This window comes from Alcaligenes sp. YSL9, from assembly GCF_030515105.1.
Lineage (GTDB): Bacteria > Pseudomonadota > Gammaproteobacteria > Burkholderiales > Burkholderiaceae_B > Alcaligenes > Alcaligenes phenolicus.
The window spans coordinates 37,313-54,604 of record NZ_JALXJU010000003.1 but is presented as its reverse complement, the minus strand read 5'-3'; the positions used below and the strand labels follow the sequence as shown (position 1 = coordinate 54,604).

Here is a 17,292-nt window from a genome sequence, read left to right as displayed (position 1 = left end):
AGTTCGATTAATATGAAACGATCGTTACTTTAAATCCACGATCATGACTTCAATGAGCTGGCTGCTTCTTACCTATAAGGTCCCCTCTGAACCCAGTGCAAAACGGCTGGCCTTATGGCGGCGCCTGAAAGCGCTGGGTGCGGTGTATCTGCAAAACGGGGTATGTGTTCTGCCTAAAACCGACGAGCATGTGCGCCGTCTGAAGGTGCTGGAAAACGACATCACGACCATGGAAGGTGAATGCGTCTTGCTGGAGACCATTGCTCTGGACAAGGCACAAGAGGACAAAGTCATCGCCCGTTTTACGGACGACCGCAACGAGCAATACCAGGAGCTGCTGGGCCGTTGCAAAGACTTCGAGGCCGAAATCGACAAGGAAATTTCGATTCAGAAATTCACCTACGCCGAACTGGATGAAGAAGAAACCGATCTGAAGAAGCTGGAAAACTGGTACGAGAAAATCCAGAAACTGGATTTTTATGGCGCCCCCCTGGCACAGGTTGCTCAAGAGCGCCTGCAAGAGTGCAAGGCACGGCTGGATGCGTATGCCCAAATGGTCTATGACGCTCATGAAGAAAACCGCTAATCCCGCGCTTACCCCGACGGCCGACGCCTCCCGTGCCAAAATCCACCGCAGCGTCTGGGCACTGGGCTTTGTGTCCATGTTCATGGATATTTCCTCGGAGCTGATCCACGCCCTGCTGCCCATTTATATGGTCACCGTCATGGGTACATCGGTACTGGCGGTCGGTTTTATTGAAGGCATTGCCGAGGCCACCGCCTCCATCATGAAAGTGTTTTCCGGAGCGGTCAGCGACCGTTTTGGAAAGCGCAAACTGCTGGCAGTAATTGGCTATGGCCTGGCCGCCCTGACCAAACCCATTTTTCCACTGGCGAACTCGCTGGACTGGCTGGTCGGTGCCCGCTTTGTAGACCGCATCGGCAAAGGCATACGCGGTGCGCCGCGTGATGCTTTGGTCGCCGATGTCACCCCGCCGGAAATGCGAGGTGCCGCCTACGGCTTGCGGCAAACGCTGGATACCATTGGCGCCTTTGTAGGGCCCCTGCTGGCCATCGCCCTGATGTGGTGGACAGCAAACAACTATCAGTTGATCTTCTGGGTTGCCGTGCTGCCTGCCTTTGCGGCCATCGCCGTTCTGGTGTTCTTTGTACGCGAACCGAAAATCCCGGCCACCACCCGCCCCCGCAAACTGCCTCTGAACCGGGAAGACCTGGGCCGCCTGGGTTCCCGCTACTGGTGGGTTGTCGCAATTGGCCTGGCTTTTACCCTGGCCCGTTTCAGCGAAGCCTTTCTGATCTTGCGCGGTGAATCCAGCGGACTGCCGCCCATGTGGGCCCCTGCCGTGCTGGTCGTCATGAGCGTGGCTTTTTCCCTGTCCGCCTACCCTGCCGGTGTGCTGTCAGATCGTATGCGTAAAACTGACCTGCTCCTGATCGGTGTGGCCCTGCTGATTGCAGCGGACCTGATCCTGGCTTTCGTGCCCGGCTTGCTGGGTCTGGGTCTGGGCGTTGCCTTGTGGGGCCTGCATATGGGCTTTACCCAGGGCCTGTTCAACGTCTTGATCGCTGACAGCGCCCCCGCCGAACTGCGCGGCACCGCCTTTGGCATGTTCCACCTGCTAACCGGTATCGCTCTGCTGCTGGCCAGCGTCATTGCCGGCGTGCTCTGGGACACCATAGGTTTCCAAGGCACCTTTGCCGCTGGTGCAATCTTTGCGGTTTTAACTGGCCTAGGTTTGATTACCTTGCGACGTTCCGCTCAAGGAGCGTTCTGAAACAAAAAGGCCGACTTCATGTCGGCCTTTTTTCATTTCATCATTCCGCGACGGCGGCGATGCATTCAATTTCCAGCAGGAACAAGGGGTTCCCCATATCCGCCGCAATCGTGGTGCGGGCCGGGTATTCGCCGTCCTTGAAGTAAGTGCGATAGATCTCGTTCATGCGAGCAAAGTCACCAGCGTTCTTCAGAATCACATTGGCTTTGACGATATGGTCCAGGGTGGAGCCCGCCTCTTCCAGCAGCGCTTTCACATTGGCCATGACCTGGTGCATCTGTGCGTCGAAGTCGTTTTCAGCGATCTGGCGATCATCAAAAAAACCTGGCTGGCCCGACACAAACACAAAGCCATTGGATCGCACAGCAGGCGACAAGGGGGCACGAGGGGGAGTCACTTTGTCGGAACGGATAATTTCTTTGATCATATTCATCTCCTGATTAGTAGCTTGAGCTCTCTGGGCTCTTTCGTATTCGTTAAGGGTTTACTGCACGCTGGCGCCGGAGGCTTTTACCACTTTGGCGGCCATTTCCATTTCAGACTTCAGATACTCGGCAAACTCGGCCGACGTCGTACCCGCAGGTTCCAGTCCTTGGGCCAACAAGCGTTCGCGAATTTCGGGCAGGTTCACAATACGGACAAATTCAGCACTGAGCTTCTCCACAATCGGTGCTGGGGTACCAGAAGGCACTATCACGCCATACCAGGAGTTGGAGTTCATATTGTCCACGCCTGCTTCTTTGAAAGTAGGCACGTCGGGGATAGATTCCAGACGAGTATCGTTCGCCAAAGCAATTGCACGCAGCTTGCCGGATTTCACGTGGGGCAAAACATCAGGCGTGTTAGCAAACATCATGTCTACATGACCGCCCAGCAAATCGTTCAACGCTGGAGCCTGGCCTTTGTACGGAATATGCAGCACATCAATCTTGGCTTCTGCTTTCAAGCGTTCAATGGCAATATGCGGCGATGTACCTGCACCAAAGGACGCAAAGGACAGCTCGCCCGGTTTGGATTTCGCTGTAGCAATGACATCCGCCAGGCTCTTGACCGGCACATCCGGATTCACCACCAGCAGGTGCGGTGTGTAGGCCACCCAGCTAACCGGCGTAAAGTCCTTCACCGTGTCGTAACGCAGCTTGTCGTACAGGCTGGGATTGATGGCAAAACTGTTCGCCACCATCCCCAGGGTGTAGCCATCCGGCGCGGCGCGGGCCACGATTTCCGTACCAATCACCGTACCGGCACCGGGTTTGTTGTCGATGATGACAGGCTGTTTGAAGTCATCCGACATTTTCTGCGCCAGACTGCGGGTCAGATTATCCAGTGTGCCGCCCGCGGGGAACGGAACAATGATGGTGATGGGTTTGGTGGGATATTCCTGTGCCGTCGCAAGCGAGGGCACAGCCGTTAAAGCGCTTAATACAGCCACGCCTGACAGGATTAATTTAAAGCGCATAGTCGTCAACCTTACTCAATAGTAGTGACCAGCTCGCCTATAGCGGGGATACGAGCTTTGATGACATCGCCTGGTTCCAAAGAGCGTGGAGGCTGCATGGCAAAGCCAACCCCGGAGGGCGTGCCTGTTGCAATAATGTCCCCTGGCTCCAAGGTCATGCCCGCCGACAACTGGGCGATGATGTTGGGCACATCGAACAACATGTCCGACGTATTGGCCGATTGGCGCAGTTCGCCATTCACTTCCAATTCAAGATCCAGCGCGTTGGGGTCGGCAATGGAGGTCTTCAATGCCACTACCGGCCCAATCGGGCAGGTGCCGTCCAGTGACTTGCCCTTGAACCACTGACCATGCAGCGCTTGCAGATCACGCGCCGTAATATCGTTGATCACCGTGTAGCCAAAGACATAGTCCAGCGCGTCTTCAACTGGAATGTCCCGGCCTTCCTTGCCGATCACAATGCCCAGCTCCACTTCATAATCCAGCATCTTGGTGTGAGCCGCATGGCGGCTGACCAGGGCCTGATGCCCCACCACCGTGGTGGGCGGTTTGCTGAAGAACTCCAGGGCTTTGGGGAAGTCATCCGCCGCACGACCACGTGCCAGATTGCCTTCCACGATGTGGGCACGGTAATTGCGCCCCACACAGAAAATGTTTTTGGCCGGATTCGGGACAGGAGCCAGAAAGCACAGATCTGAAGCGGCATGGACGGGAGCCTTGGCCTGGCTTGCCTGCTCCATCAAAAGCTGCAGGCTGATCAGGATCTCATCACCCATAAAAATAGCGTCTATAACCTCAGTGGGAGCCTGCCGAGCACGTAAAGGATGCTCGTACATCCCCCAGGCCTGTGTCAGATCCACCACCCGATCATCGTCCAGCATGCCGCCCAAATGCGTTTCCCCTGCGGCTACAAAGGTCAGTAACTTCATGACAGCAAACCTCCTTATCGGATGTTGTTGGAACTGTTCAAGGTTTGCGTCAGCAGCCCTTGAACGTGCTCGCGCGCCAGACGATCTGCCAGCGCTGCATCCCGTTTTTCAATTGCGTCGATCATGGCCAGGTGCTCGGCCAAAGACTCGTGCGCACGTTTCAGGCGCTCGATGGTTTTGGTCTTGAGCATGTCGCGGTGCCCAAAGGACTTCCATACCTTCTCCAGCAAGCTGTTTGCAGCCAGACGCATGATGGCCGCGTGGAATTCCACATTGGCTGCCGCATATTCGCTGACACGCTCTTCCACATTGTCTTGATTGAAGGGGGCAAACAGCGCGCGCAAGGCATCGACATCCCGCTGCGAGGCATTCAAGGCGGCTTCACGCGCCGCAAAGGCTTCCAGTTCAATGCGCAGCTTCAGCCATTCGATGTAGTCCTGCTTGGTCAAGGGCGAGAGCAAGGCACCGCGCCGAGGCTCCATGGTCAAAATACCTTCCTGCCCCAGACGCAGCAGTGCTTCCCGTACCGGCGTGCGGCTGACATTGAGCATCTTGGCCAGTTCTTCTTCCCGAACCCGCACGGGCTCATCAATGTTTTTCACCAGGCCAAGAACGTGAGCCCGCACCGACTCATACACCCCATCGCTGTGACTTGCTGTTTTGATCGTGGTCATTGTTTTCCTATTTTGCATTCATTTTTTATAGATTGTATACAAGAATTGATATTGGTACACATTAGTGTTTGTACGAACCAGGCATTGTTTGTGTGGGACATTGCGATCAATTATTGATAATGGTTATTATTAGCAACTGTCGTATATTTCCACCTGATCATGACCCAAAGCAGTCCGGACGCCTCGTTTGAAGGGCTCTACAGCCAGCACCAGTCTTGGCTGTGCGACTGGCTGCGTCGCAAAACCGGATGCCCGGAGGATGCGGCGGACCTGACCCACGACACTTACCTGAAAGTGCTCATGCGCCGTGACGATGTTCGCAGCTTTCGCGAACCTCGTGCTTATCTGGTTACCATCGCACACGGCCTGCTGGTCAATATGTTTCGTCGACGAGATATCGAGCGTGCCTATCTGCAAGCACTGGCTGCTCGCCAAGACGATTCTGCGCCGTCCCCGGAGCGTCGTGCCCTGGCCGTGGAAGCACTGGTCGAGATAGACAGACTGCTTGACGGCCTGCCTCCCAAAGCCCGCCAGGCCTTTTTATTGCTGCAGCTAGAGGGGCTGAAACACGCACAGATCGCTGCACAGCTGCAAGTTTCTGTCAGTTCGGTTCGGCAGTACTTAGCCCTGGCTATTCGACATTGCCTGACATCGTGTTGAATCCACCGGATACGGGAAACTTGCCTGAAAAGGTCATCGCTACGGCCAGCGAATGGTTTGTGCGCTTGAGCGCGGAAGAGTGCACTCCCGCCGACCACCAAGCCTGGCAAGCATGGCTCGCCGCCAGCCCCTTGCATCAACATGCCTGGAAACGTATCGAATTACTGAATCAGCAATTTGGCCAGTTTGATCAGGCCGCTGGTTTCCATGCATTAAGCACACCGCTCTTTCGACGCCGACGTACCGTACTCAAGTCTTTTGCCTTTGTGCTGACCGCTGGTGCCAGTGCGGCATTGATTCAGCAGCTTCCCCTGCAGGTATGGACCGCTGATCAGCGCACGGCCGTTGGCCAGCGCCGGCAGACTACACTTGAAGATGGCAGCCAGCTAAGCCTGAACACGGATAGCGCTGTCGACATTTCCTATAACAATCAAATCCGTGAAATCAAGCTGCGCCGGGGAGAAATCCACATTGCAACGCACGCCGATCCTCACTTGCCAGCCAGATCATTGGTGGTCAGCACCCCAGCAGGGCGAATCGTGGCGTTGGGCACGCAGTTCTCTGTTTACTGGAGCGAAGACAGAGCCCATATTCATGTCAGTCAAGGCAGCGTCAGGCTGGAACCTGCGCTGGCCGCTAACTTGACCACGATCGTGCCCGCAGGCATGAGCTCCACACTGGACGCGCACCGAGCCAGCATCCCCACGGCTATGCCCACTCAACAACACGCCTGGCTAGATGGCATGCTCTATGCCGACAATATGCGCCTTGATGAATTGATAGCCGCCCTGGCCCGCTACCAGCCAGGCTTTCTTAGTTGTGATCCAGCCGTGGGCGCGCTGCGCATCTCTGGTGCCTACCCCTTAAGCGACATTGAGCGCAGCCTTAGTGCTATCGAACGAGTTTTACCAGTTCGAACAGAACGCCGCACGGCGTACTGGACGCGGATCATTGCACGTTAAGCACTAAAAATTGTCACTTTTCCAATCTCGTTTGGCATACAGGGTGAAGTAGTAAACCTCTTCCCGGAAACCAAACACTATGTACACCCCTTCCCTGCACTCTCGCGGCACCTGCCAGCCGCGCCATACCTTGGCCCCCCTGGCCACTGCCATCCTGATCTCCTTGTTAGGTGTCCTGCCCCCCAGCTCCCTCGTATGGGCACAAGGGTCAGCGCAAAACAGCGGGCGCGCCATTAACATTCCTGCCGGGCCGTTGGGACCGGCTCTGGCACGTTACGCCCAGCACATGCAGGTGCTGCTCTCATTCCCTCCCTCCCAAACCGATGGCCTTCAGACCCCTGGCCTGCAAGGAATTCATAGCCTTGACGAGGGTTTTGCACAGCTCCTGAGTCAAACCCCCTTGCAGATTCGGCGGCAAACTGACGGCAGCTATACCCTGACGGACACTCCCAACGCCCCCATCACGCAACTGGGCACCGTTGTGGTGCGCGGTGCAGGCGATACCACGGAACATACAGGCTCCTATACAACTGACTGGATGCGCTCGGCCAACGGCCTGATTCTGACGCAACGCGATACTCCACAATCAACCAGCAGCCTGACCCGACAACAACTGGATGATCACGCGATGAGCAGCGTGCGCGACATTATGGAAAATGCCACCGGCATGAACGTGCAGCAAAGCGAAACTGACCGGCTCAGCTACTATTCACGCGGTTTCAAGATGGACACCATGCAGTTTGATGGTGTGGTCAAGCCGTTGGACGATACCTACCAGTTCGGAGATGGCAATCTGGATCCGATTATCTATGATCACGTAGAGATTATTCGCGGTGCAACGGGCCTGATGAGTGGTACCGGCAACCCAGGCGGCTCCATGAACTTCATCCGCAAACGTCCTGGCCGTGAGTTCCAGGGCACTATCCGCGCCATGGGCGGCAGCAACGATACCTACCGCGGCGAGCTGGATCTATCCTCTGCACTGAACGAGTCAGGCTCCTTGCGCGCCCGCCTGGTCGGTGCCAAAGAGCGAAGAGGCGATACGCTGGATTTTTATCGCAAAAAACGCGATGTTCTCTACGGCATTATCGAAGCCGACGTGGGTGAAGCCACCACCTTGAGCGCAGGTGTGTCCACTCAGCGTTCTCGTCCCAAAGGCGTTATGTGGGGTGGTTTGCCCATTTTTGACACCAATGGCGAGCAAGTCGATTGGGAGAAAGGGCAAACGGTCGGCGCCAAATGGACGACCTGGGATACCGACGCGACAGAATACTTTGCCTCGCTGGAGCACACATTTGCCAATGGCTGGGACGGCAGACTGTCCTATTCCAGGCTGAACAATGACTTTGATGCCTCCCTGTTGTTTGCCGCCGACTTTCCTGTCGATGCCAATACGGGCTTGCTATCCGGGACACCCACCCTGCGCAAATACAAAGGCGATAGCAAGCAAGATGTATATGGCGGCTCATTGACAGGGGATTTCGATCTGCTGGGAGCAAACCACGAGTTCAATCTGGGCTTCTCACACTCCAAATCTCGTAGTCAAACCAAGGGATGGAATTCTTCCGACCAGGCAAGCTATCCCATACCCAATATTCATGACTGGCACGGCAACTGGCCAGAACCTGTCTGGGATCAAGCCGTCTCCGATCAAATCCTGCGTACCACCCAGACGGGAATTTTCGGCACAACCCGCTTTAATTTGAGCGATGATCTGCACCTGCTCGCCGGGGCACGCTGGACACGCTGGGAAGCCGATGAGTACCGCTGGAACCAATGGACACCGGGCACCACCCCCATCATTCTGTCCCAGTCACAGCGCTACTCGGAAATAACACCGTATCTGGGCGTGACCTATGACCTGAATGACACTTATACGGTCTATGCCAGCTACACCAACATCTTCCAGCCCCAGATGTACAAGACCAAAGACTGGGAAATGACAGGGCCAGCGTACGGACACAACTACGAGGCAGGTATCAAAGCGTCCTACCTGGATGGACGCCTGAACGGATCGCTGGCTGTTTTCCAGACCAATCAGAAAGACGTGGCCGAGTACGGCGGCTTTGATGTCGCTCGTAACGAATCGTGGTACGAAATGCTGGATGGCACACGAACGCGGGGCGTGGAACTGGAACTGGCCGGCGAACTAAGCCCTGGCTGGAATGCCTTTATCGGCTATACCTACCGCATGTCCAAGGACAACGAAGGGCGCAAGGTCCAGACTACGCAACCCGAACAAATGCTCAAGCTCAATACCACGTACCGATTGCCAGGCACCTTGAAGAACCTGGTGGTAGGAGCGGGAATACGTTGGCAAAGCCGCACCCATGCACAAGGCTATTACGGCGAACAGTCCGCATCGGTTGAACAAAAACCTTATGCCTTGTTCGATCTGATGGCGCAATACGACCTTGGCAAACGAACCCAGTTGCAGCTCAATGTGCGTAACCTGGCCGATAAACGCTATTACCGTGCCATGGGCTTTTACAACTCGGTATATTACGGCGAAGGGCGCACTGCCTTGGCTACACTCACGCACCGTTTCTAATAGCGGTACGACAAGGCAGCCCATTCTGCCCCACTCTTGCGCCGCAGCGCCGCGCAGAGATGCATAAAAAACCCCGGTGAATTTTAAATTCGCCGGGGGTTTTTAGTATTGCCGAGCCAACCAACAGTTCAGGAAAGAGAGACCCTCTGTCCTGACAGGGCTAGGCCGAGCTTCATCTTGCCCAATTAGAACGGAATATCGTCATCCATATCGGCCAGATTGTCCGACATAGGAGCGTTATTACGTGGGGCCTGTTGTTGCTGCTGTTGCTGAGGCGCTGGACGCTGAGCACGTTGCGGAGCTGGTGCACCACCACCGCCGCCACCGTATTCGCCACCACCCATGCTGCCACCGCCCATATCACCACCGTCACGGCCACCCAGCATTTGCATTTGCTCGGCAATGATTTCGGTCGTGAAACGCTCCTGACCGTCCTGACCTGTCCATTTACGGGTGCGCAGACGACCTTCTACGTAGACGGGACGACCTTTACGCAGGTACTCACCTGCAATTTCAGCCAGACGGTTGTAGAACACCACACGGTGCCATTCGGTTTCCTCACGGCGCTCGCCGGAGGTACGGTCTTTCCACTGCGAAGTCGTGGCAATGGAAATATTGCAGATGGCCGAGCCTTCTGCGCTGTAGCGTACTTCTGGGTCGCGGCCAAGATTGCCCACCAGAATGACTTTATTTACCGATGCCATGAAAAAAATCCTGTAGTCAAAAATTCGATATCAAGCCGTATTATCGTGGATTCGTGCCTTAATTAACACTCCCTCCCCGCTCCGGGAAGGGCAGTTTTATCCATGCCATCGATCCTGTTACGGCACCTTGAACGGCGTATATGGCTAAGCACCTGATGGTGTCACCTGTTCCGCCCAGCTCTTGATTCTTGCGGCCAATCCAGCCACTTTACTTGTTGCTGCCTGCCACGTCTTTGCACAAGCGTAACAGGCAATGCCTTTTAATATTTGTCTTTGAAACCACGCGCTGTCAGCAACCAGAGCAAAGCCAGAGCAGCGCCGGTCCACAAGACCCATTGAGTGAGCCCTCGCCCAGCCAGCACGCCCCCGATCAAACCACCGGCAAACACGCCCAGGGATTGGGAGGTGTTGTAAAAACCCAGCGCCAACCCTTTGTATTCTGGCGGTGCCACGCGGGACACCAAGGAAGGCTGCAAGGCTTCCAGCACGTTAAAACCAATGAAGAAAAAAGTCAGCGCGGCCACCATGGGAACCAGCGAATCACGCGCCCAAGGCATAACGGCCAGCACCACAATCAGTAGCAACACGGCCAGTTCCAGCGCATGTTTGTGACGCTTGCGGGTCTCTGTCCAGAACACCGCAGGAACCATCAGCACAAAGGAAACCAGAATAACGGGCAAGTACACCTTCCACAAATCCTGAGTGCCGTAGCCACCCAAGGTCGCCAGAATGCCCGGTACGACGATGAACAGGGACATCAGGATAAAGTGCAGACAGAACACGCCAAAGTTCAGGCGCAGCAGATCCAAATGACGCAACACCTGTCCGGCGGTAACCTGCACAATCGAGGCGGGTGCTTTAGGCGCGCTGGGCACGACAAAAGCGGCAATCAACAAGCAGACAAAGCCCAGCAAACTGATGGCCCAGAACAGTCCCGACAAACCAAATTGTCCCACCAGCACTGGCGAGAGCACCAGCGATACAGCAAAAGACAGCCCAATCGAGCCACCCACCATCGCCATGGCACGTGTGCGCACTTCGGGACGGGTGGAGTCGGCAACCCAGGCGGAAATGGCTGCTGAAACTGCCCCCAGACCTTGAATACAGCGGCCTACCGTCACCCAGTCAATATTCTGGGCCAGCGCGGAGATCACCCCACCGATCACGAACAAGGCCATGCCGATGACGATAATCGGTCGGCGTCCGAAGCGATCCGATGCCATCCCCAAGGGGATCTGCAAGACAGCCTGCGTCAGACCATAGGCCCCCAATGCCAGACCCACACGGGCGGCATCATTACCGCCGGGCAAGGAGTGCGCGGCCACTGCAAAGACCGGGGTCAGCAAAAACAGACCCAGCATTCGACAGGCAAACAACAGGGCAAGCAGGATGCTGGCCTTGCGCTCTTGCTGAGTCAGACTCAGGCGCGCTGGGCGCGATCCGGCCGTATTCATGGTTTGGTGTGTACTCATTTAATACTCTGTCACAACTGGGCTAGCAGAGAGCCCGGATACCCGTTCACATAAATTCTGACGCAACGCGCTATAGTAGCAAGTTGCCTTTTGACAAGCCTAAATAAAGCGATGGAAGCCATCCGCATTCGTGGTGCCCGTACCCACAACCTGAAAAATATCTCCGTAGACCTGCCACGCCACCAGTTGGTCGTGCTGACGGGGCTGTCCGGTTCTGGGAAATCCTCTCTAGCCTTCGACACCTTGTATGCCGAAGGCCAGCGGCGCTATGTGGAAAGCCTGTCCGCTTATGCACGTCAGTTCTTGCAACTGATGGACAAGCCAGATGTGGACTTGATCGAAGGTTTGTCGCCTGCCATTGCCATCGAGCAAAAAGCAGCAGGCCATAACCCGCGTTCCACCGTGGGGACCACTACCGAAATCCACGATTATTTGCGCCTATTGTACGCGCGGGTCGGGACTCCTTACTGCCCGGAACACCACTTGGCCTTGCAGGCTCATAGCGTGAGCCAGATGGTAGACCAGATTCTGCAATGGGAACCTGAAACCCGTATTGCTGTGCTGGCACCCATGCACCGTGGCCTGGTTGGTGACCTGCAGCTTGAACTGCGCGGCCTGCAAGCCCAAGGCTTTGTACGGGTACGCGTCGATGGCGAGATCTCCAGTATTGAAGATCTGCCTGCACTCAAAGCCCAACAGGCACACGACCTGGACCTGGTCATAGACCGTCTGCGCATTCGGCCCGATAGCCAGCAGCGTCTGGCCGAGAGCCTGGAAACCGCCCTGTCCACCAGCAACGGTCGTTGTCTGGTGGTGAATCTGGACACAGGCCTGGAACAGCCCTATTCCAGTCACTACGCCTGCCCGGTCTGCGATTACTCCTTGCCCGAGCTGGAGCCACGCCTGTTCAGTTTCAACAATCCAGCAGGAGCCTGCCCGGACTGTAGCGGCCTGGGTCAAGTGGATGTATTCGACCCCGAACGGGTGGTGGCCTTTCCGGAACTGAGCCTGGCAGGCGGTGCCATTGCGGGCTGGGACCGGCGCAATGCCTTTACCTACACTTTGCTGACCAGCCTGGCGGCTCATTATCACTTTGATATAGAGGCCCCCTTCGAGTCCCTGCCCGAAGCGCTACGTCGCACCGTGCTGTATGGCTCCGGCGCGGAAGAAATCCCCTTTCTCTATTTGAATGAGAAAGGCCGCACCACCGTGAAAACTCACCCATTTGAAGGGGTGATTCCGAATTTGCAACGTCGCTGGGCGGAAACCGATTCCAGCGCCGTGCGCGAGGAACTGAACAAGCTGCGTCGCACCCAGACCTGCCCAGCCTGCCATGGCGCACGCCTGCGTCTGGAGGCGCGTCACGTCCGTATCGGGGATGATCCGATTCCCAGCCATACTGGGTGCAAGCATCATGCAGGCACCGCGTCTGCCCACTCCGCAACCCTCAATGTCGACCAGCTGTCTGACAATGCCGCACAGTGCACGCAGACTCACTCCGCAGCGCAAGGACAAGCCAAAGGACTGGCCATCTATGAAGTCGAAGCCCTGGCCCTGTCCGACTGCCTGGCCTGGTTCGAGCGCCTGTCGCTGACGGGTGCGAAAAAAGAAATTGCCGACCGCATCGTGCGTGAAATCCGCCTGCGGCTGGAGTTTTTGAACAATGTGGGTCTGAACTACCTGTCTCTGGACCGCAGCGCCGACACCATTTCCGGTGGCGAGGCCCAGCGCATTCGTCTGGCCAGCCAGATCGGTTCCGGTCTGACCGGCGTGATGTACGTGCTGGACGAGCCTTCCATTGGCCTGCACCAACGCGATAACGACAAGCTGATCCAGACCCTGCAACACCTGCGGGACCTGGGTAATAGCGTGATTGTGGTCGAGCACGACGAGGACATGATACGCACCGCCGACTATGTCATCGATATGGGCCCCGGCGCTGGCGAACATGGCGGTCAAATTACCGCTCAAGGTTCACCCGCAGATCTGGCCCAGAACCCTGACTCTCTGACCGGCCAGTACCTGTCCGGCAAGCGCCAGATTGCCATCCCCAAGCGTCGCCCGGTGGATGACAGCCTGAACTGGCTGCGTCTGTACGGTGCCAGCGGCAATAACCTGAAGTCTGTTGATTTGGCGATTCCGGCTGGGCGACTAGTCTGCATTACGGGCGTGTCCGGCTCGGGCAAGTCCACGCTGATCAACGACACGCTGGCAACCGCCTTCTCGCATTTGCTGCACCGTGCCCACGCCGAACCGGCGCCCTACGATCGTATGGAAGGCCTGGAGCATTTCGACAAGATCATCAACGTCGATCAAACCCCGATTGGTCGTACCCCACGCAGTAATCCAGCCACCTACACGGGCATGTTCACGGCTATTCGTGAGCTGTTCGCCAGCGTGCCCGAGGCACGATTGCGTGGCTACGACCCAGGCCGCTTCTCCTTTAACGTTAAAGGCGGCCGCTGCGAGGCTTGTCAGGGCGATGGCGTGGTCAAGGTAGAGATGCACTTCCTGCCGGACGTCTATGTACCTTGTGATGTCTGCCAGGGCCGTCGCTACAACCGTGAAACGCTGGACATTCGCTACCGAGGCCGCAATATCAGCGAAGTGCTGGACCTGACGGTTGAGCAGGCGCTGGAATACTTTGATGCGGTGCCAGCGGTCGCGCGTAAATTGACTACCTTGATTGATGTGGGCTTGTCCTACATCCGCCTGGGTCAAAGCGCGACTACCCTGTCTGGTGGTGAGGCGCAGCGGGTGAAATTGTCACTGGAGCTGTCCAAGCGCAGTACCGGTCAAACCTTGTATGTGCTGGACGAGCCCACAACCGGCCTGCACTTTCAGGACATTGCTGTCTTGCTGGAAGTGCTGGACAAACTGGTTGAGTCGGGCAATAGCGTGGTCGTAATTGAGCACAATCTGGATGTGATCAAAACGGCAGACTGGATTGTGGACATGGGACCGGAAGGTGGCCAGGGCGGTGGGCAGATTGTGGTGCAAGGCACCCCGGAGACTGTTGCTGCTTGCGAGCAAAGCCATACCGGGCGCTATCTGAAGCCTTTATTGCAGCGCTAAAGGCTGTCTCCCTTAAAAGGCCACGCTGTTCAGGCCTCGAGCACCAAAACATGGTTTTTTGGCGCTTTATCAATGAAGAAGAGCTCCTGAACAGCACACGGCTACTGGCAGACAGCAGTTCGCGTAACTCCACCACAGGCTGCAAGAGCTACATCTTGAAGATAGCGTCGTGCTCGCGAATGGCATGGCGGTCCGTCATGCCAGCGATGTAATCAGCAATGGCACGGGCCTGAGCAATCGGGTCTTCACGGCGATGCTCCGCCGCCAGCAAACGAGGATCATCCAGAAAAGCATGGAACAGCTCGCGCACAATGTTCTGCGCCTTGCTCATCATGCGCACCACCTTGTAGTGGCGATACAGATTCGCGTGCAAGAAGCGTTTGAGCTCATCAGCCTGCGCCCGCATATCTGGCGAGAATCCGGCCAAACGAGGCAAATGACGAATCGCATCCACGCTGTCCGGGCGATGCTCTTCCAGCTTGGCACGCGTGGTTTCCGTTAAATCCACCACTAGCGTGTTGATCATGCCGCGGATAATCTCCGCCACCAAACGTTGACCGCTCAAGCCCGGATATTGGGCTTGTACATGCTCGTAATGACTGTTGAACAGGCGCAGCTCCAGCAATTGTTCCAAGCGGATCAGGCCGGAGCGCAAACCGTCATCAATATCGTGATTGTTGTAAGCAATTTCATCGGCCAGATTGGCCATTTGGGCTTCCAGCGACGGTTGGGTGCGATCAATAAAGCGCTGGCCGACCTCGCCCAATTCACGGGCGTGCTTCAGCGAACAATGCTTCAAAATCCCCTCGCGGGTTTCAAAGCACAGGTTCAGGCCATTGAAGGCGGCATAGCGCTCTTCCAGCTCGTCCACCACCCGCAGACTTTGCAGATTATGCTCAAAGCCCCCGGCCTCGGGACGCAGGCTTTGCATGCAGCTATTCAAGGTGTCCTGACCTGCATGGCCAAAAGGAGTGTGGCCCAGATCATGAGCCAGAGAGATCGCTTCGATCAGGTCTTCGTGCAAACCCAGATTGCGGGCAATGGCCCGCGCCAGCTGGGCCACTTCCAGACTATGCGTCAATCGTGTTCGAAATAAATCACCTTCGTGGTTAATGAACACCTGGGTTTTGTATTCCAACAAGCGAAAGGCATTGCAGTGAATGATCCGGTCGCGGTCCCGCTGAAAGGCGTTACGGCCTTGGGGCGCTGCCTCTGCATAACGCCGACCGCGGGACTGTTCAGGGTGACAGGCATAAGCGGCAAGCATTTGCATAGGTTTTACTCCTGTTCCACCGTTGTAAAGCGGGCCAATGCCTGGCGTACCACATCAGGCGCGACCGCCTGCACCTTGGCATGGCCTAATTTATCCAGCAGCACAAAACGCAGCTGGCCACCTTCATTTTTCTTGTCCACCTGCATCAATTCCAGCCAACGGTCCGCAGGCCATTGTGGTGGAGTGGTCGGACATCCGCTGGCTTGCACCAGGGCCTTGATACGAGCCACGTCCTGAGCAGGCAAGCCGCAGACCAGGGCGGAGAGCTCGGCAGCCATAATCATGCCGCAGCCCACGGCCTCACCATGCAGCCATTGGCCGTAGCCCATGCCGGACTCGATCGCGTGGCCAAAAGTGTGACCAAAGTTCAAAATGGCGCGCAGACCAGATTCGCGTTCGTCCTGGGAAACGACTTCAGCCTTGACCTCGCAGGAGCGACGAATCGCATAGACGATTTGTTCTTGTTCCAGCGTACGCATGGGCGCAATCTGCTCTTCACACCAGTTGAAGAAGTCCAGGTCGTAAATCATGCCGTATTTGATAACCTCCGCCAGACCGGCGGAGATCTCACGAGCAGGCAAAGTCTTGAGTACGTCCGTATCCACTTCTACAGCGATAGGCTGGTAGAAGGCGCCCACCATATTCTTGCCCAGCGGGTGGTTGATCGCCGTCTTGCCGCCCACCGAGGAGTCCACCTGCGCCAGCAAGGTCGTCGGCACTTGCACAAAGCGCACGCCCCGCATGAAGCAGGCCGCAGCAAAACCGGCCATATCGCCGATAACGCCACCGCCCAAGGCCACAATCAGGGCCTTGCGATCCAGGTGACCGCCCAGCAGCGCGTCAAAAATCAGGTTCAGGGACTCCCAGTTCTTGTAGGCTTCGCCATCGGGCAGCTCGATCACATGAACAGGCTTGCCGGTTGCAGCCAGGGCTTCCTTTGCAGGTGCCAGGTACAGGGCGGCCACCGTAGGATTGGTGACGATTGCAATGGCAGACGTATCGGCTGGCACCGCGTCTGCAAGATGCGCCAGACGCCCGGCGGCGATATGGATGGGATAAGCGCCACCCTGGGCGTCAACATGCACTACAGACATTTAGCAACCTCGTTCTTTCAACAGGGACAATAAGTGGCGCACCGCATGATGAACTGGCGCCGAGCCAGTTTCAAAGCGGACATCTGCCACTTCTTCATAGAGGGGTTCGCGCGCTTGCAACAGTTCCTGGATGCGGGCGCGTGGGTCCGCTGTTTGCAACAGCGGCCGGTTACGGTCTCGGGCCACGCGACGGTACAGCTCGTCTACGGTGGCACACAAGTACACTACGATACCGCGATCTTTGATGATCTGGCGATTGGCCTCGGACAAAATGGCCCCGCCCCCCGTTGCCAGCACAATACCGGTCTGGCGCGAACAAATATCGAGCACCGCAGATTCGCGTTTGCGGAACCCTTGCTCGCCTTCGAACTCAAAGATAGTGGCCACTCGCACACCGCTACGGGCTTCCAGCTCGTGGTCCAGGTCCATAAACTCGCGCTTGAGTTCCCGCGCCAATTGGCGACCAATGGTCGTTTTACCGGCTCCCATCATGCCTACCAAAATAATGGGGCGTGGGCCAGTCTGTTGTAAATGGAGCAGCTCGGCGTCTGTTAAGGGATCAGGATGTTCTACAGGCATCAGCTCAGCGGGTAAAGAGTGGTTCATTTGTGTATTATCCCATTAGCCTTCCCTAAGCACAGTC

15 protein-coding genes are annotated in these 17,292 nt (G+C 56.5%); 6 read left to right on the top strand and 9 right to left on the bottom strand.

The annotated features are described in order from the left end of the window. Positions 1-52: 52 nt before the first annotated feature. Both M2Q46_RS12925 and M2Q46_RS12920 read left to right on the top strand, forming a co-directional pair. The gene (locus tag M2Q46_RS12925; RefSeq protein ID WP_080747983.1) at positions 53-586 is read left to right on the top strand and encodes a Chromate resistance protein ChrB; all 534 of its coding nucleotides are present in this window, start codon (positions 53-55) and stop codon (positions 584-586) included. After that, positions 546-1,796 (top strand): MFS transporter, encoded by a 1,251-nt coding sequence (locus M2Q46_RS12920; RefSeq protein WP_239054886.1) that lies wholly within the window; start codon positions 546-548, stop codon positions 1,794-1,796. Before M2Q46_RS12925 ends, M2Q46_RS12920 begins: the two co-directional genes overlap by 41 nt. Positions 1,797-1,836: 40 nt before the next feature. Here the strand turns inward: M2Q46_RS12920 and M2Q46_RS12915 are convergent, their stop codons facing one another. The 4 genes from M2Q46_RS12915 to M2Q46_RS12900 are packed head-to-tail and all read right to left on the bottom strand — an operon-like array spanning position 1,837 to position 4,858. Beyond that, entirely contained in the window at positions 1,837-2,223 is a 387-nt protein-coding gene (locus tag M2Q46_RS12915) for a RidA family protein (RefSeq protein WP_172400387.1), read from the bottom strand. Between the two features lie 57 nt (positions 2,224-2,280). After that, positions 2,281-3,255 (bottom strand): tripartite tricarboxylate transporter substrate binding protein, encoded by a 975-nt coding sequence (locus M2Q46_RS12910; RefSeq protein WP_302357390.1) that lies wholly within the window; start codon positions 3,253-3,255, stop codon positions 2,281-2,283. 11 nt (positions 3,256-3,266) lie between these two features. Continuing rightward, positions 3,267-4,184 carry a fumarylacetoacetate hydrolase family protein gene (locus M2Q46_RS12905; RefSeq protein ID WP_083055022.1) on the bottom strand — a complete coding sequence of 306 codons (918 nt, stop codon included), beginning with the start codon at positions 4,182-4,184 and terminating at the stop codon, positions 3,267-3,269. A gap of 14 nt (positions 4,185-4,198) precedes the next feature. Then, complete coding sequence (locus M2Q46_RS12900; RefSeq protein ID WP_009461966.1) at positions 4,199-4,858, bottom strand: GntR family transcriptional regulator; 660 nt, start codon at positions 4,856-4,858, stop codon at positions 4,199-4,201. 159 nt (positions 4,859-5,017) lie between these two features. Here M2Q46_RS12900 and M2Q46_RS12895 point away from each other — a divergent pair, with 159 nt between their 5' ends. From M2Q46_RS12895 to M2Q46_RS12885, 3 genes are all read left to right on the top strand, one after another. Beyond that, positions 5,018-5,518, top strand: coding sequence for a sigma-70 family RNA polymerase sigma factor (locus tag M2Q46_RS12895; protein ID WP_035269625.1), 501 nt, complete (start codon positions 5,018-5,020; stop codon positions 5,516-5,518). A 20-nt stretch (positions 5,519-5,538) separates the two neighbouring features. Beyond that, entirely contained in the window at positions 5,539-6,480 is a 942-nt protein-coding gene (locus M2Q46_RS12890; RefSeq protein ID WP_035269623.1) for a FecR domain-containing protein, read from the top strand. Between the two features lie 79 nt (positions 6,481-6,559). After that, a complete protein-coding gene (locus M2Q46_RS12885) occupies positions 6,560-9,031 on the top strand; it encodes a TonB-dependent receptor (RefSeq protein ID WP_302357389.1) in 2,472 nt (823 codons plus the stop codon). 185 nt (positions 9,032-9,216) lie between these two features. On the opposite strand, the gene ssb is transcribed toward M2Q46_RS12885, so the two are convergent. Next, the gene (gene ssb / locus M2Q46_RS12880) at positions 9,217-9,735 is read right to left on the bottom strand and encodes a single-stranded DNA-binding protein (RefSeq protein ID WP_063692165.1); all 519 of its coding nucleotides are present in this window, start codon (positions 9,733-9,735) and stop codon (positions 9,217-9,219) included. A gap of 260 nt (positions 9,736-9,995) precedes the next feature. Next, positions 9,996-11,207: an MFS transporter gene (locus tag M2Q46_RS12875; protein ID WP_302357388.1), complete on the bottom strand. Its 1,212-nt coding sequence runs from the start codon at positions 11,205-11,207 to the stop codon at positions 9,996-9,998. A gap of 111 nt (positions 11,208-11,318) precedes the next feature. Here M2Q46_RS12875 and uvrA point away from each other — a divergent pair, with 111 nt between their 5' ends. Beyond that, positions 11,319-14,282 carry an excinuclease ABC subunit UvrA gene (uvrA, locus tag M2Q46_RS12870; RefSeq protein WP_302357644.1) on the top strand — a complete coding sequence of 988 codons (2,964 nt, stop codon included), beginning with the start codon at positions 11,319-11,321 and terminating at the stop codon, positions 14,280-14,282. Positions 14,283-14,430: 148 nt separating this feature from the next. Here uvrA and M2Q46_RS12865 read toward each other — a convergent pair whose 3' ends face one another. The 3 genes from M2Q46_RS12865 to M2Q46_RS12855 are packed head-to-tail and all read right to left on the bottom strand — an operon-like array spanning position 14,431 to position 17,255. Continuing rightward, complete coding sequence (locus M2Q46_RS12865; protein ID WP_060185522.1) at positions 14,431-15,555, bottom strand: deoxyguanosinetriphosphate triphosphohydrolase; 1,125 nt, start codon at positions 15,553-15,555, stop codon at positions 14,431-14,433. A 5-nt stretch (positions 15,556-15,560) separates the two neighbouring features. Continuing rightward, positions 15,561-16,649 carry a 3-dehydroquinate synthase gene (aroB, locus tag M2Q46_RS12860; protein ID WP_302357387.1) on the bottom strand — a complete coding sequence of 363 codons (1,089 nt, stop codon included), beginning with the start codon at positions 16,647-16,649 and terminating at the stop codon, positions 15,561-15,563. Beyond that, positions 16,650-17,255: a shikimate kinase gene (locus tag M2Q46_RS12855; RefSeq protein ID WP_009461975.1), complete on the bottom strand. Its 606-nt coding sequence runs from the start codon at positions 17,253-17,255 to the stop codon at positions 16,650-16,652. Positions 17,256-17,292 lie beyond the last annotated feature (37 nt).